This is a genomic window from Kribbella sp. NPDC004875, from assembly GCF_042873375.1.
Lineage (GTDB): Bacteria > Actinomycetota > Actinomycetes > Propionibacteriales > Kribbellaceae > Kribbella.
Window position 1 is genome coordinate 21,769 of record NZ_JBIALI010000005.1, and the last position, 21,745, is coordinate 43,513.

20 protein-coding genes and 1 riboswitch are annotated in these 21,745 nt (G+C 69.2%); of the genes, 14 read left to right on the forward strand and 6 right to left on the reverse strand.

Annotated elements, in window-relative coordinates; translation table 11 throughout:
- Positions 1-19 precede the first annotated feature (19 nt).
- Positions 20-1,159 (forward strand): epoxide hydrolase family protein, encoded by a 1,140-nt coding sequence (locus tag ACFYRH_RS26525; protein ID WP_387780752.1) that lies wholly within the window; start codon positions 20-22, stop codon positions 1,157-1,159.
- 164 nt (positions 1,160-1,323) lie between these two features.
- Here ACFYRH_RS26525 and ACFYRH_RS26530 read toward each other — a convergent pair whose 3' ends face one another.
- Positions 1,324-2,154, reverse strand: coding sequence for an oxidoreductase (locus tag ACFYRH_RS26530; RefSeq protein WP_387780754.1), 831 nt, complete (start codon positions 2,152-2,154; stop codon positions 1,324-1,326).
- 95 nt (positions 2,155-2,249) lie between these two features.
- Between ACFYRH_RS26530 and ACFYRH_RS26535 the strand changes: the two genes are divergently transcribed.
- On the forward strand, positions 2,250-2,807 hold the full coding sequence (locus ACFYRH_RS26535) for a TetR family transcriptional regulator (protein ID WP_387780757.1): 558 nt from the start codon (positions 2,250-2,252) through the stop codon (positions 2,805-2,807).
- Positions 2,808-2,890: 83 nt separating this feature from the next.
- Positions 2,891-4,891 carry a S1C family serine protease gene (locus ACFYRH_RS26540; protein ID WP_387780760.1) on the forward strand — a complete coding sequence of 667 codons (2,001 nt, stop codon included), beginning with the start codon at positions 2,891-2,893 and terminating at the stop codon, positions 4,889-4,891.
- Between the two features lie 1,079 nt (positions 4,892-5,970).
- Here the strand turns inward: ACFYRH_RS26540 and ACFYRH_RS26545 are convergent.
- Positions 5,971-6,867, reverse strand: a complete 897-nt coding sequence (locus ACFYRH_RS26545; RefSeq protein ID WP_387780763.1) for an NAD-dependent epimerase/dehydratase family protein — start codon at positions 6,865-6,867, stop codon at positions 5,971-5,973.
- Between the two features lie 144 nt (positions 6,868-7,011).
- On the opposite strand from ACFYRH_RS26545, the gene ACFYRH_RS26550 reads away from it, so the two are divergent.
- The 3 genes from ACFYRH_RS26550 (at position 7,012) to metH (ending at position 12,745) form a co-directional block, all read left to right on the forward strand.
- Positions 7,012-8,433 (forward strand): MFS transporter, encoded by a 1,422-nt coding sequence (locus tag ACFYRH_RS26550; protein WP_387780766.1) that lies wholly within the window; start codon positions 7,012-7,014, stop codon positions 8,431-8,433.
- Positions 8,430-8,966: a TetR family transcriptional regulator gene (locus ACFYRH_RS26555; RefSeq protein ID WP_387780769.1), complete on the forward strand. Its 537-nt coding sequence runs from the start codon at positions 8,430-8,432 to the stop codon at positions 8,964-8,966. The genes ACFYRH_RS26550 and ACFYRH_RS26555 overlap by 4 nt, the downstream gene beginning before the upstream one ends.
- Before the next feature lie 65 nt (positions 8,967-9,031).
- Positions 9,032-9,109, forward strand: a riboswitch (S-adenosyl-L-homocysteine riboswitch).
- A 21-nt stretch (positions 9,110-9,130) separates the two neighbouring features.
- Positions 9,131-12,745: a methionine synthase gene (gene metH / locus ACFYRH_RS26560; RefSeq protein ID WP_387780772.1), complete on the forward strand. Its 3,615-nt coding sequence runs from the start codon at positions 9,131-9,133 to the stop codon at positions 12,743-12,745.
- Between the two features lie 46 nt (positions 12,746-12,791).
- Here metH and ACFYRH_RS26565 read toward each other — a convergent pair whose 3' ends face one another.
- Positions 12,792-13,790, reverse strand: coding sequence for a hypothetical protein (locus ACFYRH_RS26565; protein ID WP_387780775.1), 999 nt, complete (start codon positions 13,788-13,790; stop codon positions 12,792-12,794).
- A gap of 139 nt (positions 13,791-13,929) precedes the next feature.
- Here ACFYRH_RS26565 and sigJ point away from each other — a divergent pair, with 139 nt between their 5' ends.
- From sigJ to ACFYRH_RS26585, 4 genes are all read left to right on the forward strand, one after another.
- Positions 13,930-14,781, forward strand: coding sequence for an RNA polymerase sigma factor SigJ (gene sigJ, locus ACFYRH_RS26570; RefSeq protein WP_387780777.1), 852 nt, complete (start codon positions 13,930-13,932; stop codon positions 14,779-14,781).
- Position 14,782: 1 nt separating this feature from the next.
- Positions 14,783-15,142: a DoxX family protein gene (locus ACFYRH_RS26575; protein ID WP_387780779.1), complete on the forward strand. Its 360-nt coding sequence runs from the start codon at positions 14,783-14,785 to the stop codon at positions 15,140-15,142.
- The gene (locus ACFYRH_RS26580) at positions 15,139-15,609 is read left to right on the forward strand and encodes a GNAT family N-acetyltransferase (protein WP_387780781.1); all 471 of its coding nucleotides are present in this window, start codon (positions 15,139-15,141) and stop codon (positions 15,607-15,609) included. The genes ACFYRH_RS26575 and ACFYRH_RS26580 overlap by 4 nt, the downstream gene beginning before the upstream one ends.
- 100 nt (positions 15,610-15,709) lie before the next feature.
- Complete coding sequence (locus ACFYRH_RS26585) at positions 15,710-16,561, forward strand: HAD family acid phosphatase (RefSeq protein ID WP_387780784.1); 852 nt, start codon at positions 15,710-15,712, stop codon at positions 16,559-16,561.
- 36 nt (positions 16,562-16,597) lie between these two features.
- Here ACFYRH_RS26585 and ACFYRH_RS26590 read toward each other — a convergent pair whose 3' ends face one another.
- Positions 16,598-17,269, reverse strand: coding sequence for a TetR family transcriptional regulator (locus ACFYRH_RS26590; RefSeq protein ID WP_387780787.1), 672 nt, complete (start codon positions 17,267-17,269; stop codon positions 16,598-16,600).
- 97 nt (positions 17,270-17,366) lie between these two features.
- Between ACFYRH_RS26590 and ACFYRH_RS26595 the strand changes: the two genes are divergently transcribed.
- Both ACFYRH_RS26595 and ACFYRH_RS26600 read left to right on the forward strand, forming a co-directional pair.
- A complete protein-coding gene (locus ACFYRH_RS26595; protein ID WP_387780790.1) occupies positions 17,367-18,299 on the forward strand; it encodes an SDR family oxidoreductase in 933 nt (310 codons plus the stop codon).
- The gene (locus tag ACFYRH_RS26600) at positions 18,296-19,069 is read left to right on the forward strand and encodes a class I SAM-dependent methyltransferase (protein ID WP_387780793.1); all 774 of its coding nucleotides are present in this window, start codon (positions 18,296-18,298) and stop codon (positions 19,067-19,069) included. The genes ACFYRH_RS26595 and ACFYRH_RS26600 overlap by 4 nt, the downstream gene beginning before the upstream one ends.
- On the opposite strand, the gene ACFYRH_RS26605 is transcribed toward ACFYRH_RS26600, so the two are convergent.
- A complete protein-coding gene (locus tag ACFYRH_RS26605; protein WP_387780796.1) occupies positions 19,032-19,601 on the reverse strand; it encodes a GNAT family N-acetyltransferase in 570 nt (189 codons plus the stop codon). The genes ACFYRH_RS26600 and ACFYRH_RS26605 overlap by 38 nt on opposite strands.
- A 60-nt stretch (positions 19,602-19,661) precedes the next feature.
- On the opposite strand from ACFYRH_RS26605, the gene ACFYRH_RS26610 reads away from it, so the two are divergent.
- Complete coding sequence (locus ACFYRH_RS26610) at positions 19,662-20,000, forward strand: hypothetical protein (RefSeq protein WP_387780799.1); 339 nt, start codon at positions 19,662-19,664, stop codon at positions 19,998-20,000.
- A 75-nt stretch (positions 20,001-20,075) separates the two neighbouring features.
- Here ACFYRH_RS26610 and ACFYRH_RS26615 read toward each other — a convergent pair whose 3' ends face one another.
- The gene (locus ACFYRH_RS26615) at positions 20,076-20,621 is read right to left on the reverse strand and encodes a dihydrofolate reductase family protein (protein ID WP_387780802.1); all 546 of its coding nucleotides are present in this window, start codon (positions 20,619-20,621) and stop codon (positions 20,076-20,078) included.
- A 145-nt stretch (positions 20,622-20,766) separates the two neighbouring features.
- Between ACFYRH_RS26615 and ACFYRH_RS26620 the strand changes: the two genes are divergently transcribed.
- A complete protein-coding gene (locus ACFYRH_RS26620; protein WP_387780805.1) occupies positions 20,767-21,603 on the forward strand; it encodes an SAM-dependent methyltransferase in 837 nt (278 codons plus the stop codon).
- Positions 21,604-21,745 lie beyond the last annotated feature (142 nt).

Below are 21,745 nucleotides of genomic sequence, written 5' to 3' on the forward strand. Positions count from 1 at the left end.
TGGGTGTCAGGCTGGAGCCATGATCAAGTCCTTCACGATCGACATCCCGCAGAGCACGCTCGACGACCTCGCCGCCAAGCTGGCGAGTGCCCGGTTCCCTGCCCCGTTGCCCGGTGACGACTGGAGCACCGGCGTACCCGTGTCCTGGCTGTCCTCGCTGGTGGAGTACTGGCGGACTTCCTACGACTGGCGTGCGGCCGAGAAGGAGCTGAACTCGTACCCGCAGTTCACGACCGAGATCGAGGGACAGCGGATCCACTTCATCCACGTGCGGTCGGCCGAGCCGGACGCGTTGCCGTTGCTGCTGACGCACGGGTGGCCGGGGTCGATCGTCGAGTTCCTCGACCTGATCGGGCCGCTGACGGACCCGGTCGCTTGGGGTGGGCAGGCGTCGGATGCGTTCGACGTGGTGATCCCGGCCCTGCCCGGCTTCGGGTTCTCGGGGCCGACGGCGGACGGCGACTGGACGTTCCCGCGGATTGGGCGCGTATGGGCGGAGCTGATGAGCCGGCTCGGGTACGAGCGGTACGGCGTACAGGGTGGCGACCTCGGCGGGTCGGTGTCACCCGAGGTCGGGCGGGCGGCGCCGGAGCAGGTGGTCGGCGTCCACACGAACGGTGGGACGAACCTGCCGCCGCTGCAGATGTCCGACGACGAGCTGAAGACCCTGACGCCGTTGGAGCAGGACAAGATGGCGCGGATCGGGCAGTTCATGAAGGACGAGTTCGGGTACATCTCGATCCAGTCGACACGGCCGCAGACGCTCGCGTACGGACTGGTCGATTCACCGGTTGCGCAGCTGGCGTGGATCATGGACAAGTTCCGGTCGTGGACCTGGCCGGCGGATACTTTGCCTGAGGCAATTATCAGCAAGGACCGGTTGCTGACGAACGTGATGATGTACTGGCTCACCGGGACGGGTGGGTCGGCGGCGTACATCGGGTATGCGCAGCCGCGCTCGTGGGCTCCGCGACCGAACTCCGGCGTACCGACGGCGGTGCTGGCGCTCGCGCACGACGTGGCGATCCGGCGGTACTGCGAGACGTCGAACACGATCACGCGGTGGACGGACGTCGATCACGGCGGGCACTTCGCGGCGCTGGAAGAGCCCGAGCTGCTGGTCGAGGACGTTCGGGAGTTCTTCAGCTCGCTGCGGTGAATCCGTCGATCATGGCGTGCGGACCTGGTCCGAAGTGGTCGCAGGTGGTAGCGCCGGCGGCCGCTTCGGCGAGCAGGTTATAGCTGGGATCGGTAGGCGCGGGCTTGCGACTGCGGCTGGTCGTTTCCACCGCGACATCCCCGGCGCCGATGGTCGGGATCGGGTCAGTCGAAGTCGGTCGAGGTGGTCAGGTGGGCCCAGGTAGCGGCTTCCTCGGCGCGGGAGGCTGACGAGGTCTCGGCGAGCTTGAGGGCGTCCGAGCCGAGCAGGAGGCGGAGCGGCGGGTTCTCGAGGTCGACGATCTGGAGAATCGCGGTCGCGGCCTTGGCCGGATCGCCGGGCTGCTTGCCGTCGGTGTCCACGCGACGCTGGTGCATCTCGCCGACGGTGGCCTCGTAGTCCGGGTGCACGTCGTGCAGCTGCATCGAGGAGCCGCCCCAGTCGGTGCGGAAACCACCGGGCTCGACGATCGTCACCTTGACGCCGAAGGGCCGCACCTCGTTGTTCAGCACCTCGGAGAACCCCTCGACGGCGAACTTCGCGGTCTGGTAGGCGCCCATCCCAGGTGTTCCGCCGGCCCGTCCGCCGATCGACGAGAACTGCAGGAAGTGCCCGCTGCGCTGCTCGCGGAACACCGGCAGTGCCGCCTTCGTCACGTTCACCACGCCGAACAGGTTCGTCTCCACCTGCGCGCGGAAGTCGTCGTCGGCCATCTGCTCGATCGGCGCGCTGTTCGCGTACCCGGCGTTGTTCGCCACCACATCCAGCCCGCCGAACTCCTCGACCGCCGTCCGCACCGCGGCACGTGCGGCGTCGGCGTCCGTCACGTCCAGCGCGACGGCACGCAGCTGGTCGCCGTACTGCGTTACCAGGTCGCCGAGCTGCTCGGGCTTGCGGGCGGTCGCGACGACGCGGTCGCCGGCCGCGAGCACGGCCTCGGTCAAGGCGCGGCCCAGGCCGCGCGAGCTGCCGGTGATCAACCAGATCTTGCTCATTGTCGTTCCTAACTAACCAAACGGTTGGATACGACTCAATCTAACCAACCGGTTGGTTGTAAATCAACTAACCGGTTGGTTGGTAAGCTCGCGGTATGCAGCAACGGAACGCAGACCGGACCCGGGCGCGCATCCTGGAGGCGGCCACCGAGGAGTTCGCCGCCCGTGGGATCGGCGGCGCGCGGGTGAGCCGGATCGCCGAGGTCGCCGGGTGTAACAAGGCGATGCTCTACGCGTACTTCGGGAACAAGGACGACCTGTTCGACGCGGTCTTCAGTGCGTCGCTGGAGAAGTACCTCGACGAGGTCGGGTTCGATGCCGACGACCTGCCGGCGTATGCGGGGCGGGTGTTCGACTACTTCGAAGCACATCCGGACCGGCTTCGGCTGTCGGTCTGGTACCGGCTGGAGCGGCCCGACGGGAAGCCGCTGGAGGCGATCGTCGCGGTCAATCAGAGCCGGCTGGAGGAGCTGCAGCGGGGGATGCGGCGGCGCGTGGTGCCGCGGCGGTTCACGGCGGTCAGCCTGTTGTCGTTGATCCAGGCGATCGCGACGAGTTGGTCCTCGATGAACCCCGAGCTCGGCACCGAGTTGCCGGACGCGATCGTCCGGCGACGCGCGGTGGTGATGGCGGTGCAGCAGATTCTCAGCTGATTCATTGGCTGGCCCGATGGAGTTCTCAGTCTCGCGAGCTCTACTCGAAAGCAGAGGGAACTGGGCCGAGGAGGGCAACACCAATGAACGAGACCGCTGGACCGGGACCGCAGAACGGCAATCAGTCGCCGGACGGCGGACAGCCAACCAACGGCACCCCGCAACACAACCCCACACAACCACACCAGCCGCAAGCACAGCAGCCGCAAGCACAGCAGCCGCAGCAGCCGCAGGCTCAGCAGCAGCCGGCTCAGCAGCCGCAGCAGCCGCAGGCTCAGCAGCCGCAGGCGCAAACGCCGCGCGGGCAACAGATGCCGCAGGCACCGCAGTCCGCTCAGTGGCAGGGCCAGCCGGCACAGCCGCAGCAGCCGCAGGCGCAAACGCCGCGCGGGCAACAGATGCCGCAGGCGCCGCAGTCCGCTCAGTGGCAGCGCCAGCCGGCACAGCCGCAGTCGCAACCGCAGCAGGCGGCGCAACAGTCGGCACAGCCGCAGCCGGAGCAGGCGGCGCAGCAGCCGGCGCAGCCGCAGCCGCAACCGCAGCAGGCGGCGCAGTGGCAGGGGCAGTCGCCGCAGGCGCAGGGGATGCCGGGGCAGGCTGGGTATCAGTATCAGCAGGCGGGTGCGTATCAGCAGGCGCCGTACCAGCACGCGCAGTACCAGCAGGGGCAGCACGCGCCGTATCCGCCGTTCGGGCAGATGCCGTTTCCGTACCCGCCGCAGCGGCCGCCGAAGAAGCGTGGCCGCCGGCTGCTGGGCGCCGGCGTGCTCGGGCTCGCTGCGGCGCTGGTTGCCGGTTCGGTTGCCTGGGGCATCAACCAGCACAGTGCGGGTAACACCTCGGAGCTCTCCCAGAAGGCGTTCGACGCCGCCTCGGTGGCCTCGAAGGTCTCGCCGGGCCTGGTCGACGTCAACACCGTGCTCGGGTACCAGGGAGCACGAGCGGCGGGTACCGGGATCGTGCTGACCTCCGACGGCGAGGTCCTCACCAACCACCACGTGATCCAGGGCGCGACGTCGATCACCGTGACGGACATCGGCAACGGCAAGACGTACAAGGCGAGTGTGGTCGGGTACGACGACCAGCACGACATCGCCGTACTGAAGCTGAAGGACGCGTCCGGCCTGCAGACCGCGGACACCGGGAACTCCGACCAGGTGAAGGTCGGCGACCAGGTCGTCGGCGTCGGGAACGCGGGCGGAGTCGGCGGTACGCCGAGCTACGCGGCCGGCAAGGTGACTGCGCTGAACCAGGCGATCACCGCGACGGACGAGAACGGGCAGGACCCGGAGAACCTGACGAACCTGATCGGCACCGACGCCGACATCCAGGCCGGTGACTCCGGCGGCCCGCTGGTGAACGCCGGCGGCAAGGTGATCGGCGTGGACGTCGCCGGCAACGGCGGCAACCACGGCGGCCAGGGTGGCCCGGGCCAGACCGCCGCGACCACCGGCAACACCGTCACCGCGACGCTGGCCGCCAGCGGATCCGGCAACGGGTACGGCGACGGCACGGGCAACGGCGACGGTTCCGGTGACGGCACCGGCTTCCCGTTCGGCGACAACGGCCCGGGCAGCTGGGGCGACGGCAACGGCAGCGGGCTGGGTAACGGCAACGGCGACGGCAGCGGCTTCGGTGACGGCAGCGGCCAGGGCCAGGGCCAGGGCAACGGGTTCGGCGACGGTCAGGGCGGCTCCGGGAACGGGTCCGGTACGGCGACCTCGGGGTACGCGATCCCGATCAACCAGGCGCTCGACATCGCCCAGCAGATCGAGAACGGGAAGTCGTCGGACGCCGTGCACATCGGTGACTCCGCGATGCTCGGCATCTCGGTCGTGAGCAGCGACGGTACCACCGGCGCGGTCGTCGGCGACGTGGTCGCCAACGGTCACGCGGACGAGGCCGGCATCGAGGCCGGTGACGTGATCACCTCGTTCGCCGGGCACAGCGTCGAGTCTCCGGACAGCCTGTCCGCGCTGCTCAACAAGCAGCACCCCGGCGACAAGGTCGAGGTCGGCTGGACCGACCAGTCCGGCCAGACCCACAAGGCCACCATCGAACTCATCACTGGCCCGGTCCGCTGACCGTAGCGCCTCCCCTCGCTACAGCGGACCGAAATCGGGCCCGGTGCTCCTCCCCCCTCGGAGCACCGGGCCCACTCCTTTCCCCACCCCCCGCGCCCGCCGAGTCGTGAAAAACGCTTCGAGATCCGCAGCCCCAGTCCACGACTCGGCGAATCGGGGCACCCGCCAGTTACCACGACTCGCCGGACCCCGGCGCTCCCAGCGGGTGTCCTTCGTCGAGTCGTGCGAGATCGTCAGCGATTGGCTGCCCCGGTCCACGACTCGGCGAGTCGGGCATGCGCCAGTTGCCACGACTCGTCGTACCTCGGTGCTCCTGGCTGGTGAGCTTCGTCGAGTCGTGCGAGATGGTTGGGGATTGGCTGCCCCGGTCCACGACTCGGCGAGTCGGGCTTGCGCCAGTTGCCACGGCTCGTCGTATCTCGGTGCTCCTGGCTGGTGAGCTTCGTCGAGTCGTGCGAGATGGTTGGGGATTGGCTGCCCGGGTCCACGACTCGGCGAATGGGGCTTCCGCCAGTTGCCACGGCTCGTCGTACTCCGGTGCTGCCGGCTGGTGTCCTTGGTCGAGTCGTGCGAGATGGTTGGGGATTGGCTGCCCGGGTCCACGACTCGGCGAATGGGGCTTGCGCCAGTTGCCACGGCTCGTCGTACCTCGGTGCTCCTGGCTGGTGAGCTTCGTCGAGTCGTGCGAGATGGTTGGGGATTGGCTGCCTCGGTCCACGACTCGGCGAGTCGGGCTTGCGCCAGTTGCCACGGCTCGTCGTATCTCGGTGCTCGTGGTTGGTGAGCTTCGTCGAGTCGTGCGAGATGGTTGGGGATTGGCTGCCCCGGTCCACGACTCGGCGAATGGGGCTTGCGCCAGTTGCCACGGCTCGTCGTACTCCGGTGCTGCCGGCTGGTGTCCTTCGTCGAGTCGTGCGAGATGGTTGGGGATTGGCTGCCCCGGTCCACGACTCGGCGAGTCGGGCTTCCGCCAATTGCCACGACTCGGCGAATTTGGGGGCCGCCGGATGCCATGACTCGGAGGAGGTGGCGTGTGCCGGGAGTCACGACGCGGGGATGAGGCCGCGGGGCGGTGGTGGTCAGGCGAAGAAGCCGGTGTGCCAGGTGGGGTGGGTAGGGGTCCAGCCGAGGGAATGGGCGTGGGCGTTGGCGGCGCCGCGGGCCCACGGAGTGCGGGAGGGGCTCGTCGGCGGGGGTGGTGTGGGGGCGCCCACGGACTGGGTCAAGGTGGGGGCGCCCACGGACTGGGTCAAGGTGGGGGCGCCAACGGACTGGGTGAAGGTGGGGAGCCACTCGGTCGCGGGGGCGGGGGTGTTGTCGACGATGTTGACGGGGCCGTTGGGCCAGGTGAGGGCTCCGGCGGCGGCGGTGGCGGCGTCGTCGATGTGGAGGAAGCTGGTGATGTCGGGGCTGAGGGAGAGTTGGCCTGCCAGAGCCAGGTCGGCCATCAGGCCGCCTTTCGTGTACCAGGTGCCGGGACCGTAGAGCATGCCGTAGCGGAGGACGACCCACTCGGGTGCTTCCGCGGTGATCTCCTCGAGCGTGGCGACTGCCTCCACCGTCGTACGGCGGGCTTCGTCCGCGGCCTGGAGGTCCAGCGGCGTGGACTCGGTCGCGGGAGTGGACCCGGGCTCGTAGGCCCAGGCGATGCTCTGCGAGATGACCCGCGGTACGCCGGCTGCGAGGGCGGCGTCGACGAGATTGCGAGTGCCTTCGCGGCGGATCCGGGTGTTGGCGGCGAAGTCGCGAGCAGTGAGATCCGTCAGTTGGTGCATGACCACATCAGGTCGCGCCGCGGCAACCACGTCGCGCAGATGATCAGCGTCGTACACATCGCCAACGACCACCCGCACACCGGCCGGAACGCTCGCGTTCGGGCGCCGACTGAGAGCGCTGACCTCGTGACCGTCGGCGAGCAGCAGGGGGACGAGTCGGCGGCCGATCACGCCGGTGGCGCCGGCGACGAAGATCCTCATGAACCCACCGAAGGCAAACCGGTGCAGGCGTTCCTGGTCCAATCGGTGAGCGGTTTCCGGGTCCACTTCCGGCCGGGGTGAACAACCGTTTACGATTGCTGAGTAAACAGCTGTTCACCCCGCTTCGTGAGGACACTCCGCTTGATGGTCCGCCCTGCCGCTCACCCACGTCTGATCCTGGCCGCGCTCGCGTTCTGCGGCGTCCTGGTCTCGATCAGCCAGACCATCGTCGTGCCGCTGCTGCCGTCGCTGCCGGCCATCACCCACAGTCCGGTGTCGGACGTCAGCTGGCTGATCACCGTCACGCTGCTGACCGGTGCGGTGTTCACCCCGCTGCTCGGTCGCGCCGGCGACATGTACGGCAAACGCCGCGTGCTGCTGATCGCGCTCTCGTCGATGGTGATCGGTTCGCTGCTCTGCGCCACGAGCTCGAACCTGTCCGTCCTGATCACCGGTCGCGCGTTCCAGGGTGCCGCGGTCGCCGTCGTACCGCTCGGCATCAGCATCCTGCGCGACGAGTTGCCGCCGGCTCGCGTGATCCCGTCGATCGCGATCATGAGCTCGACGCTCGGGATCGGCGCCGCGTTCGGGATCCCGGCCGCGACGCTGGTCGTCGAATACGCCAACTGGCACACGATGTTCTGGATCAACCTCGGTCTCGGACTGCTGGACGTCGTCCTGGTCCTGCTGATCGTCCCCGAGTCGGCGGTCCGGACCAGCGGCCGCTTCGATGTCCTCGGCGCGCTCGGCCTGAGCGCCTTCCTGGTCTGTCTGCTGCTCGCCGTGTCGAAGAGCAACGCGTGGAGCGCCGGGCGGCTGACAGTCCTGTACGCCGTTGCCGTCCTGCTCGTCCCGCTCTGGGGCTGGTACGAGCTGCGCACCAAGAGCCCGCTCGTCGACCTCCGCGTCTCGGCGCGACCCGCCGTACTCTTCACCAACCTCAGCGCACTGCTGATCGGGTTCGCGTTCTACGCCAACTCGCTGTCGACCGCGCAGCTCGTGCAGGAGCCGAAGTGGACCGGCTACGGACTGGGCGAGTCGATCGTCGTCAGTGGACTCTGTCTGCTGCCCGGTGGGGTCGCGATGGTGCTGCTCTCGCCGGTGTCCGCGCGGATCTCGAGCGCCCGCGGCCCACGGTTCACGTTGATGATCGCGTCCGTGATCATGGCGGCCGGGTACGTCGTCCGCCTCTTCACCAGCGCGAACGTCGCCGGGATCGTGGTCGGCGCGACCGTCGTCTCGGCCGGAACCGCCGTGGCGTACTCGGCGCTGCCCGCGCTGATCATGCATGCTGTGCCCGTGACGGAAACCGCCGCGGCCAACGGGCTGAACACGTTGATGCGCACGATCGGGCAGGCGATCTGCAGCACGATCGTCGCCACGGTGCTGGCCAACGTCACGATCTCCCAGGCCGGCAAGGTCGCGCCGGCGCTGTCGGCGTACCTGATCGTGTTCGTGATCGCGGGGATCGCGGCCGCGGTGGCCGCCGGGCTCGTGCTGCTGATCCCGGTACGGCGTTCCGCGCCCGCCGACGAGGTGGCGCCGGTGCGGGCGGCGCGGACGTGACCGATCCGGGGCGGACCGCGATCCTGCGTGCGGCGCGGAAGGCGTTCGCGCGGGAGTCGTACGACGCGGTGACGCTCCGCGGGGTCGCTGCTGACGCGGGAGTCAGCGCAGCCCTGATCGTCAAGCACTACGGCAGCAAGGAAGCGCTCTTCGAGAAGGTCGCCGACTTCAGCGAGGCGGCCCAGCTGTTGCTGGCCGCGCCGAACGAGCGGCTCGGTGAACACGCGGTGCGAACCATGGTCCAGTACCGCCGGGACAACGGCGCGGATCTCCTGGTCAGAGTGGTGTTCGCGGCGGGCAAGGGTGACGAGCGGGCGCAGATCCGCGAGCACTTTCGAGACCAGGTCGTCCGCGCCTTCGTGGCCCGGCTGACCGGCCCGGACGCCGAACTGCGGGCCGCGCTCGTCACCGGGCAGCTGCTCGGGCTCGGTGCCGCGATGGCGATCGACAAGACCGGCCCGATCGCCACCGCCGACCCGGATGCCGTCGTCGAGCTCTACGCACCGGGAATCCAGGCCCTGATCACCCCTTGATACATCGTCTTAGAATGTGATCCGGGGTGCTGATTGCAGGGTGTGACGCCGCTAGCATGGCGATCCAGGCCGAGAGGCGCTGCAACGGACCCAGGTCCGCCACGCTCGACCTGGGTCATTGACTGCAAGGGCGCCTCCGGAATCATTTCTGGAGGGGTAAGCAGATGAGTGAAGCCGCGCTGCGGGACCTGCTGGATCAGCGGGTCGCGGTCCTCGACGGTGCGTGGGGCACGATGCTGCAGGGGGCGAGGTTGCAGCCCGCCGACTACCAGGGCGACCGGTTCGGCGACCACACGCACGACGTCACCGGCGACCCGGACCTCCTGAACCTGACGCGTCCGGACGTGATCCTCGACGTCCATCGCCAGTACCTGGCGGCCGGTGCGGACATCACCACGACGAACACGTTCACCGCGACCAGCATCGGCCAGGCCGACTACGGTCTGCAGGAGTACGTGCGCGAGATGAACGTCGCCGGCGCGCGCCTGGCCCGCCAGGCGGCGGACGAGTTCGCCGTACCAGGCAATCCCAGGTTCGTCGCCGGTTCGATCGGCCCGCTGAACGTGACGCTGTCGCTGTCCCCGCGCGTCGAGGACCCGTCGTACCGCGCGGTGTCCTTCGAGCAGGTGAGGGACGCGTACGCCGAGCAGATCGCCGCGCTCGCCGAGGGTGGCGTCGACCTGCTCCTGATCGAGACGATCTTCGACACGCTGAACGCCAAGGCCGCCGTCGCGGCCGCCCGCGAGGTCGCGCCGCAGCTGCCGTTGTGGATCTCGGTGACGATCGTCGACCTGAGCGGCCGGACGCTGTCGGGCCAGACGGTCGAGGCGTTCTGGAGCTCGGTCGAGCACGCCAGGCCGCTCGTCGTCGGCGTCAACTGTTCGCTCGGTGCCGCCGAGATGCGCCCGCACGTGGCCGACCTCGCGCGCTTCGCCGACACGTACGTCGCCTCGCACCCGAACGCCGGTCTCCCGAACGCCTTCGGTGGGTACGACGAGACGCCCGAGCAGACCGCCGCGATGCTGGAGGAGTTCGCGCAGTCCGGTCTCGTCAACATCGTCGGCGGCTGTTGCGGGACGACTCCCGCCCACATCGAGCAGATCGCCCACGTCGTCCGGGATCTCGAGCCGCGCACCGTCGTACAGCCGGATCACACGACGCGGTTCTCCGGGCTCGAGCCGTTCAAGATCGGCGCGGACACCGGGTTCGTGATGATCGGCGAGCGGACCAACGTGACCGGGTCGGCGCGGTTCCGCCGGCTGATCGAAGGTGACGACCACCAGGCCGCGGTCGACGTGGCACTGGAGCAGGTGCGCGGTGGCGCGAACCTGCTGGACGTGAACATGGACGCCGACCTGCTGGACAGCGAGCAGGCGATGACCACGTTCCTGAACCTGATCGCGACCGAGCCCGAGGTGGCCCGGATCCCGATCATGGTCGACAGCTCGAAGTGGTCGGTGCTGGAGACCGGGCTGAAACACGTGCAGGGCAAGGGCGTGGTCAACTCGATCAGCCTGAAGGAGGGCGAGGAGCAGTTCCTCGAGCACGCCCGGAAGATCCGCGACTACGGCGCGGGTGCCGTCGTGATGGCGTTCGACGAGCAGGGCCAGGCGGACACCACCGAGCGCAAGGTGGCGATCTGCGAGCGCGCGTACGAACTGCTCACCGGGATCGGCTTCCCGGCCGAGGACATCATCTTCGATCCGAACGTGCTGGCCGTCGCGACCGGGATCGCGGAACACAACAGCTACGCGAAGAACTTCCTCGAGGCGCTGCCCTTGATCAAGGAGCGCTGCCCCGGGGTCCACATCAGTGGCGGTATCTCGAATCTGTCGTTCTCGTTCCGCGGTAACGACATCGTCCGCGAGGCGATGCACTCGGCGTTCCTGTTCCACGCCGGCAAGGCCGGGCTGGACATGGGCATCGTGAACGCCGGCCAGCTCGCGGTCTACGAGGACATCCCGAAGGACCTGCTGGAGCTGGTCGAGGACGTGCTCTTCGACCGCCGCGAGGACGCCACCGACCGGCTGGTCGCGTTCGCGGAGAACGTGAAGGGCAAGGGCAAGCAGCGCGAGGTCGACCTGAGCTGGCGCGAGGGCCCGGTCGAGGAGCGGCTGTCGCACGCGCTGGTGCACGGCATCGTCGACTACATCGAGGCCGACACCGAGGAGGCGCGGCAGCAGCTGCCCCGTCCGCTCGAGGTGATCGAGGGCCCGTTGATGGCCGGGATGAAGATCGTCGGTGACCTGTTCGGCGCGGGCAAGATGTTCCTTCCGCAGGTGGTGAAGAGCGCGCGCGTGATGAAGCGGTCGGTCGCGTACCTCGAGCCGTTCATGGAGGAGGAGAAGGAGCAGGCCCGGCGCGAGGGTCGCGCGGAGATGGTCCGCGGTCAGGGCAAGGTCGTACTCGCGACCGTGAAGGGCGACGTCCACGACATCGGCAAGAACATCGTCGGCGTGGTGCTCGGCTGTAACAACTACGAGGTGATCGACCTCGGCGTGATGGTGCCGGCGGCAAGGATTCTCGACACCGCGGTGGCCGAGGGCGCGGACGCGGTCGGGCTGTCCGGGCTGATCACGCCGTCGCTGGACGAGATGGTCTCGGTGGCGACCGAGATGCAGCGGCGTGGGCTGAAGCTCCCGCTGCTGATCGGTGGTGCGACCACGTCGAAGCAGCACACCGCGGTCCGCATCGCACCGGCGTACGAGAAGACGACCGTGCACGTGCTGGACGCGTCGCGGGTGGTCGGTGTGGTCTCCGATCTGCTCGACCCCGACCGTGCCGAGGCGCTTGCCAAGAGCAACAGTCTGGAGCAGGAGCGGCTGCGGGAGCAGCACGCGAACAAGCAGCGCAGTCCGCTGCTGACACTCGACCAGGCCCGGGCGAACAAGGAGCCGGTCGAGTACGGCGAGCTGCCCGTGCCGGCGTTCACCGGGCTCAGGCGCGTCTCACCGAGCATCGAGACGCTGCGCGCGATGATCGACTGGCAGTTCCTGTTCCTGGCCTGGGAGCTGAAGGGGAAATACCCGGCGATTCTCGATCAGCCGGTGGCGCGGGAGCTGTTCGACGACGCGAACACGTTGCTGGACGAGATCATCGCCAACGGGTCCTTCACCGCCGAGGGCGTGTACGGGTTCTGGCCGGCGCACAGCGAGGGTGACGACATCGTCCTCGACGGTCTCGACGCGTCGTTCCCGATGCTGCGGCAACAGACCGAGAAGCCCGCGGGGCGGCACAACCGCTGCCTGGCCGACTACATCGCGCCGGCCGGTGACCACCTCGGTGGCTTCGGGGTCGCGATCCACGGCGCGGAGACGCTGGCGAAGTCGTACGAGGACCGCAACGACGACTACCGGGCGATCATGGTGAAGGCGCTGGCCGACCGGTTGGCCGAGGCGTTCGCGGAGTGGATCCACCTGGAGGCCCGGCGGGCGTGGTTCGAGCCGGACGCGCAGCCGGTGCTGGAGGACCTGCACGCCGAGCGGTTCCGCGGCATCCGCCCGGCGCTGGGTTACCCGGCGAGCCCGGACCACACCGAGAAGCGGGACCTGTTCGAGCTGCTCGAGGCGGACAAGCTCGGTCTCGGGCTGACCGAATCGTTCGCGATGACCCCGGCCGCGGCCGTCTCCGGTCTGATCTTCGCCCACCCCGCGGCGCGCTACTTCAGCGTGGGCCGGGTGGGTCGCGATCAGATCGAGGACTACGCCGTACGGCGTGGGCTCGCCGTCGACGAGGTCGAGCGCTGGCTGCGCCCGAACCTCGCCTACGACCCGGAGTGAGCGCGGCGGCCCGCGTTCTCCTGCGACCCGGAGTGAGTGCTTCGGGTCAGCGCCCGCCGCGGCCTTCGGCGTGTTTCGAGCCCCACCGACCGAGCCAGCCGCGGGGTCCGGTGGTCGCGCCGCCGGTCCTGACCGCGTCCCGCGGCGAACGCTGGGCGGGGTCGAGACCGAACAGCGGTTGACCGGAGTCGAGCACCTCGAGAGCCGTCTTTCGCGCGGCGCTCTTCGGGTCGGCCCCCACGGTGCGCACCGCCTCGGCCGCTACGGCCGGGTCGGCAGCGCCGGTCTCGGGGTGCTCGACCGCGGCCTCGAAGCCGCGGCGCAGCCCACCGCCGGCGAGTTCTCGCAGATCGATCAGTCCGGACTCGTCGGCGCCGCGAATCATGCCGGCCATCGCCGCCCAGCGCCGATCCGGCGGTACGCCGATGAGCGCGCCGGCGACCGCGGCGATCTCCTGGGGACCCGGCTCCCGGCCTTGGTGCCGGATGACTTCGGCGAGCATCTCGCGCGCCGCCGGGGTGGCCGGACCTCGGTCGGACCAGGAGAAGTGCGGCGACGGGACATCCTCGGACCGGATCAGCTCAGCGGACTCGCTCTCCTGCCACACGGCGGCCAGCTGATCCTGGGTCACGAGGTCGGCCAACGCGGCGTTCAGCCGGGCCTCCGGGTGCGATTCCGGGTTCCCCTGGAGGTCCGGCAGCGGGCTCATGATCTCCACGACCTGCGTCGTCGTGTAGGCGGTGGCCTCGACGAGTGCCGTCCAGCGATCCTGCAGTTGTTTCGCGGTCGGTGCCTTCTTGCCGGTGTCCCCGTCCTTGCGGCCGATCGCCGCGCGGACCGTTTCGAGGTGCCGCCGCGGAATGATCAACGGACGGTCGGGCGAGCTCATCGCGGCTTCGAAATAGTCGAGACTGGGCTCTTGGTCGGCGATCAGAACCTGTCCGTCCCAGCGCTCGGCGGCGTACCGTCCACCGATCGGGCCGATGCTTTCGGCGACCGAGGCCGCCCAGAAGTACTCCGGGCCGAGGCGCAGTTGTCTGGGCATCGTTCTCCTGTCGTGCCGTCCGGGCCTTTCGGTCTGCCGGCGCCGACGAGCGCGCCCGATCCAGCGTAGGGGCGCGGCGGGTTCACCACGCCGATGTCACACTTTCGATCGCGAACGACTCCCAGAGGGCATGAACACCATGAGTTCGACCGACATCTTCCTCGGGCATCGCGAGCTGCTGTTCTCGATCGTCTACAACGTGCTCGGCAGCGTCGCGGACACCGAGGACGTCCTGCAGGAGACCTGGCTGGCGTGGTCCGGGCGGACCGACGTGGAGAACCCGCGGGCCTATCTCGTCCGGGTGGCGGTGAACGCCGCGCTGGCCCGGCGCGCCTCGATCAACCGGCGCAAGGAGGAGTACGTCGGTCCGTGGCTGCCGGAGCCCGTGCTCACCCCGATCGACCCGGTGGAGCGGACCGAGGCGGTCTCGCTCGCGATGCTCGTCGTACTGGAGACCCTGACACCGTTGGAGCGGGCGGTGTTCGTGCTGCACGAGGTATTCGGGTACCGGCTGGCCGAGATCGCGGAGATTCTCGGGCGTACGCCGGCTGCGGTTCGGCAGCTGGCGCATCGGGCGCGGGAGCATGTCCAGGCGCGGCGGCCGCGGTTCACCGCCGATCCACGGGTTCGGCTGGACGTGACGCAGCGGTTCATCGACGCGATCGTCGGTGGGGATCTCAACGCGCTGATGGAGGTACTGGCGCCCGACGTGACGTTGTGGGCCGATGGTGGCGGCAAGGCACGCGCGGCCGGCCTGCATCCGATCCTGGGCCGGGACCGGATAGCGCCCCTGATCATCGGCGATCGGGTGCGCCGGCCGGTGCCGTCGCTCGGCGTCGAGTACCGGACCGTGAACGGTGATCCGTCGGCGTTGCTCCTCACCGGAGACACGCCGTACGCCGTGATCGTGCTGGAGGTCGAGGGCGAGCAGGTGACCGGGATCTACGCGATCACGAACCCGGACAAGCTCGCGCATCTGGTGGTGGACTGAGATGACCACGCTCGCTGTCGTCGTGGTCGCCGCGACGGTTGCGATCAACGCCTTCTCCGGGGTCGCCGCGCTGCTGCACTGGCAGCCGATTCTGCCGGGGATGGCGAAGGCCGGCGTACCGGAGTCCTGGTTGTCGTTCCCGATCGGGACATTGAAGACCGCTGGTGCGATCGGGCTGCTCGCCGGGCTGTTGGGGCAGCTCCCGGTACTGGTGGCCGCGGCCGCGATCGGGCTGGTGCTGTTCTTCGTGTGTGCGTTGTACACCCACGTGCGCGCCGCGGATTACACCGCCCAGTTCGCGCTCGCGGTGTTCTTCCTCGGGATGGCTTGTGCCTCGTTGGTGCTTACCCTGGCGGCATGACTGTGCGGCCTGCTGTTGCTGGGGATGCCGATGTCGTGGCCGGGATCTGGTACGCCGGCTGGCGGGACGGGCATCTCGGACATGTGCCGGAGGAGCTCGTCGCGGCCCGGACCGAGGAATCGTTCTGGGCGCGTGCGGCCGAACGGGTCGCGGACACCACCGTCGCGGTCGTCGGCGGCGAGATCGCGGGGTTCGTGATGGTGGTGGGCGACGAGGTGGAGCAGGTGTACGTCGCGCAGGACCACCGCGGCTCGGGAGTGGCGGGTGTGCTCCTGGCCGAGGCCGAGCGGCAGGTGAAGGCCAACGGGCACAAGCAGGCCTGGCTGGCCGTGGCGACCGGGAACGCGCGGGCGCGACGCTTCTACGAGCGCAGCGGATGGACGGACGCGGGTGCCTTCGACTACCCCGCCACGGTCGGTGACGGGACGCTGCCGGTGCCGTGCCATCGGTACGTGAAGGCGGTCTGACCGCGCAGGTTTCCCCTGGTCTTCCGGTTGTCGCGCCGCCGGCGGGCCCGGAGCGGGGTTAGTTTGCTGCGGCAAGCATTCCCGTTCTGAAGAGGTCACCATGGCATTTCGTTCCTGGCGCCGGCCGTCCCGTCGGGTGGTTCTGACCGGCGTCGCCGCAGTCGCGATGGCATCGGTGGTCGGCGGGGTCGCGTACTCCGCCGGCGCCGCGACGCAGCAGCCGGCGATCCAGACGTCGACGCCGCACAGCGAGAAGCAGGTCACCAACATCGACGTACTGCGTCAGCAGTTGCGCAACTACTACGGCGACCCGCTCGGCACCGGCACGTTCGCGGACGACAGCTACTACGCCAAGGAAGCCCGCTCGGTGGCTTCCGCCGGTACCCGCTGGATCTCGGTGCCGCACCACACCCGCAAGACCAAGGCGATCCTGCTGGACGTCGACGACACCGCGCTGGCGACGTGGAACTACGAGATCTTCAGCAACTGGGCGTACAACCCGACCACGAACGCCGACTACGTGCTGAACCAGAAGTTCCCGGCCGTTCCGGGCATGGTGGACCTGGTGAAGACGGCCGAGCGTGAGGGGTACGCGATCTTCTTCCTGACCGGCCGTGGTGCCGCGCAGGAGCAGGCGACGCTGGGCAACCTGACCGCGGACGGTGTCGGCGTCGACGCCGGCTACCCGAAGCCGACCGCGCTCAGCAACGGCGAGGACGGCCTGTTCACCAAGCCCGCCGTCGCTGCCTACCCGGACTACCTGAAGCAGGCCTGCGCAGGCGACCCGAACGGCTCGTGTACGACGATCCACTACAAGTCCGCCACCCGCGCCCACATCGAGTCCCTCGGCTACGAGATCGTCGCGAACTTCGGCGACCAGTACTCCGACCTCAAGGGCGGCTACGCCGACCGAACCTTCAAACTCCCCAACCCCAACTACTACCTCCCCTGACCCCACACCTCAGCCCCCCGCCCCACCTCTTCCGGTTCAGGGGGTGGGGCGGGGGAGGGCGCCGTAGAGGAGGGTGCGGAGGGCCTCGCTGAGGGCGGGCTCGAACTGCATGCGGATGGCTTCGAGTGTGGGGTCGGCCTCGTAGGCGGCGAGGATGGCGGGGACCGGGTGGGAGTGGGACCAGATCGCGCCGGCCAGCAGGCTCGCGGTGGCGATGAACTGGCCCGCGCCGTCGCGGCCGAGCTCGGGGAGGACGTCGACGACCACCGAGATCATCTGCTGGTAGGCGACCGCCGCCGCGCGCTTGAAGGTCAGCGCGGTCTCGGTCGTGATGTTCCGCTCGAGCACCGCCGCCTGCGCACTGATCAGGTCGCAGAGCACCGGCCGCTCCGCCAGAGTGCCGACCACGGCGCCGATCAACTGCTCCCCGCGATCGGTGACCGACAGCTCGGGGAGCGCGTCACCGACCGTCGACTCCAGATCCCGCACCCACGCCGTGAGCTCGCTGCTCGACAGCTCGAGCAGGACCGCCTCGCGGGAGTCGAAGTAGTTCAGCACGTTCGACTTCGCGAGCCCGACGCGGCGACTCAGCTCGTTCAGGCTGAGATCCGCGACCGGCATCTCGGTCAGCATCGTGGCCGCCGTCGCGAGGATCGCCCGCCGCCGCTCGGCCCGCTGCTCTGCGCTGCGCGCGCGCTGAAAACTCATCCCGCCATTCTACAGACCGTTGGTCTGTTGTTATCGTACCAATGGTCTGATAGCGTCGATCCATAACAGACCACCAGTCTTTTATGGAGAGTGGATCATGTACGACGTCCCCGATCAGACCGGCAAGCTCGTTGTCGTCACCGGCGCCAACAGCGGCACCGGCAAGGAGGCCACCAAGCGCCTCGCGGCCGCCGGCGCCCGCGTGGTGATGGCGGTCCGGACCCTGGCCAAGGGCGAGGCCGCGAAGGCCGAAATCCTGGCCGCGCACCCCGACGCCCAGCTGGAAGTACGGCGGATCGATCTCGCCGACCTCGCCTCGGTCCAGGAGTTCGCCGACCAGTTCGCCGCCGGCGAATCACATCTGGATGTGCTGGTGAACAACGCCGGCGTCATGGTCCCGCCGGCCCGGATGACCACCAAGGACGGCTTCGAGCTGCAGTTCGGCTCGAACTACCTCGGTCCGTTCGCGCTCACGGTCCGGCTGCTCCCGTTGATCCTCGCCGCGCCGGCGCCGCGGGTCGTGACGATGTCGAGCGGAGCGGCGTACCAGGGCAAGATCGACTTCGACGACCTGCAGTGGGAGCGGCGCTACCGGCGGGCGGCGGCGTACGCGCAGTCGAAACTGGCTGACCTGATCCTGAGCAACCACCTCGCCAGGCTGTCGGTCGAGCGCGACTGGGGTCTGGTCAGCGTCGCCGCGCACCCCGGCTACACGCGCACCAACCTGCAGTCCGCCGGCGCCAGCCTGGGCCGCGAGCGGCCGTCGTTCATGAGCCGGCTCTTGATGGGCCATAACCCGCTTCCCAAGCAGGACGTGGAGATCGGGACCGAGCCGCTGCTGTTCGCCGCGGCGGACCCGGCCGCCAGGTCGGGGGAGTATTACGGACCCGATGGTCTGTTCGGCCTGGTCGGCAAGACGACCCTCGTCCGGAACCCGAAGCGCGCCACCAACGCCGAGCTCAACGCGAAGCTGTGGGAGGTCTCGGAAGGACTGACGGGCGTCGCCCTGCCCTCTATCCTGCGCAGATGAGTGCACAGCCGGGCGAGTGGTCGAGCGGCGGAATCTACGAGTCGTACGTCGGTCGCTGGAGCCGGCTCGTCGCGACCGAGTTCATCGACTGGCTCGATCGACCAGCCGCCCAGCGCTGGCTCGACGTCGGCTGTGGGACCGGTGCGCTGACCAGCACGATCCTCCGGACAGCGGACCCCGCGTCGGTGCTCGGGGTCGACCCGTCGGCCGGCTTCGTCGAGTACGCCAGGCAGCAGGTCCACGACGAACGGGCGAGCTTCGACGTCCGGTCGGCGGCCGAGCTGCCTGACGGTCCGTTCGACGTGGTGGTCGCGGGCCTGGTGCTCAACTTCGTCCCGGAGCGGGTCGAGGCGCTGCGCCGGATGCGCGAGATCGGCGCAGCGGTCGCCGTCTACGTCTGGGACTACGCCGGTGGCATGCAGCTGATGCGGTACTTCTTCGATGCGATGGCCGAAGTGCGTCCGCAGGATCGTGAGCAGGACGAGGGCCGCCGGTTCACGTTCTGCACCCCGGAGGGCCTCGAGGAACTGTTCACCGCCGCCGGGTTCGATGCGGTGCGGACGCGCGAGATCGTCGTACCCACGGTGTTCGCGTCGTTCGACGACTACTGGCAGCCGTTCCTCGGTGGGCAGGGGGTCGCGCCGGCGTACCTGCGGAGTCTCGCCGAGCCGGATCAGGTCGCGTTGCGCGACGCGGTGCGGGCGCGGCTGCCGATCGAGGCGGACGGGTCGATCAAGCTGACGGCGCGGGCGTGGGCGGCGGCCGGCTGAGCCGCCGGGCGAGGTAGTCGTCACGCAGCAGGCCGAACAGCAGGTCGTCGGTCCACTCGCCCTTGAACCACGTGTTCGACAGCCGCAGACCCTCATGCGTGAAGCCGATGCGCTCCAGCAGCCGGGCCGACGCGAGGTTGCGGGCGTCGGCCTCGGCCGAGACCCGGTGCAGCTCCCGCTCGACGAACAGGTGCTCGAGCAACCCCCGCACGGCCTCGGACGCGTACCCCCGGCCTTGGTACCGCGCCGCGAGCGTGTACCCGAGATCGGCCTGCATCAGGTTCTCGTGCAACTTCAGCCCCAGATCGCCGATCAGTACGCCGTCCAGGTCGACGGCGTACTGGAACCAGCCCGGCGCCTCGGGGTCACCTTCCGCGAACCGCTCGACGGTCTCCCGCGCCGCGTCCAACGGCAGCGGCGGATCCCAGGACTGGAACCGCGCCACCGCCGGATCCGAGCGGTACGCCGCGAACGGTTCCGCATCGGCCGATGTGAAGCGGCGCAAGGTCAGCCGCTCGGTCCGCACGAACATCGGCCCATCATGTCAAAACCGCGTGCTCGACTCCGTCCTTCCTGTGAGAGGAGAGCGCCGATGAAATTCCTACTGATCCTGCAGGGTGCCGCCCAGGCACGGCTGCGGCGTGACGAGTTCGAGGAAGTCGCCCACGACGCCGGTGAACTGGTCGGCGGCGCGCTGCTCGCCGACCCCCAACTCGCCATCCAACTGCCCGGAAAACTGCCCGGAAAACTGCCCGGAAAACCGCCCGGCCGGCCCGACTGCGAACCCAGCCAGATCGACGGGTACTACGTCATCGACGTCGACACCCGCGATCGCGCGATCGAACTCGCCCGCCTCCTTCCCGACACCCGGGCCACCGGCCGCTCGGTCGAGATCCGTGCCCTGATGCAGACCACCGTCACCGACCTCTAGGCGACACCACCGAAACCTACGGAGGGCTCGCGGCGGCCTCCGCAGCCGGATGATCGCCGCGAGCCGAGGGGTTCGCTAGTCCTTCACGACCTCGAACCAGAGGCTGGTCGCGAGCGGGGTCTCGGTGACGCTCTTCCGTTCCAGCCGGACGGTTCGGCCGCCCGGGTGGTCGAAGAGACGGGTGCCGTCGCCGAGCATCACCGGGGCGAACAGCAGCAGGACCTCGTCGAGTTCGCCGGCCTCGAGGCACTGCTTGGCGATGTTGGCCCCGATGACGTTGACGTACCGCTCACCGGCAGCCGCCTTTGCCTGCGCGAGCGCCTTGGCGAAATCGTCGACGTACGTGACATCGGACTCCGGCGCGGACGGTGGTCGGTGTGTGACGACGTACGCCGGTCCGCTCCAGCCGCCGCCGAACGCCTCGCCCTCGCCGGGCTCGCCCTTGTGTGGATCGTCGCCGTCGTGCGATCGCCGGCCGACCAGCAACGAGCCGATCCGCGGCACCAGTTCGTCGACCTCCGGGTTGGGCCCGAGGTACGGGCGCATCCACTGCATGTCCCCGCCCGATCCGGTGATGAAGCCGTCCACCGACATCGTCACCGAGTACAAGACCTTCGCCATACGTTCCTCCTGATCATGGGTTGGTTCTCGTTGGGACGAGTGAACGCCGGAAAACTCATCGCGCCCCGATGCAGCCGGTCGGCCCAGGTCTCGATAGCCTTCCCGCAACTTGGTTTCCAGACAGCGGAGCGAGGTGCAGCGAACCATGCCCGGAACGTACGAGGTACGCCCGCCGGCCGCCACCCAGCCCGCTCCGATCGATCTCGAACGGGCGTCGCAGGCACGGGTGTACGACGTACTGCTCGGCGGCAAGAACGCGTTCGAGGTCGACCGGCAGTTCGTCCAGGAACTGCTCAAGATCGCCCCGGAGCTGCCCGAGCTGACCAGGCAGAACCGCCGCTGGATGGCTGAAGCGGTCACCCGGATGGCGACCGGCGGCCGGATCGACCAGTTCCTCGATCTCGGCGCCGGACTCCCGACCGCGGACAACACGCATGACGTCGCGCTCCGGACCGACGCCGCCGCGAAGGTCGTGTACGTCGACCACGACCTGACCGCGATCGCGCACGGCCAGGCTTTGCTCGCCGACGAGCACAGCAGCTTCTTCGCGGGCGTGGACCTGACCGACGCGGGCGCCGTCCTCACGCACCCGGCCGTGACCGGCGCGCTCGACCTGACCCGCCCGGTCGGGATCCTGCTCGGCCTGGTCCTGCACTCGACCGCCGATCCCGCCGCGGTTGTCGCGGACTATCTGGCCGCCGTGCCGGTCGGCTCGTATCTGGCGCTCACGCACCCGATCAACCCGCGCGACGGCGGTCGGCTGGCCCAGTTCTCGACCGCGATCGAGGGCAAGCTGCGGGACACGTTCCCGCACATCCGGTTCCGCACCCGGGACGAGGTCGCGGCGCTCCTCGACGGGCTGGAGCTGGTCGAGCCCGGGCTGGTCGATCTGGCCTCCTGGTGGCCGGACGACGAGCGGAAGCTCAGCTCCGCCGGCGCGGCACGGCTCCTGCTGGTCGCGCTCGGCCGCAAAGTGGCGTAATTCGCTGGTGTCCGGCGACCAGCCCGGACCATGATGGGTCGCATGTCTGCCAAGGCTGCTGCCGCTCACTGATCGCCGGCGCGCCCCGATGAATGCCGGCGCGTCCGATCAAGCCCGTCCCGCCGACGGGCCCCGTAGCGTG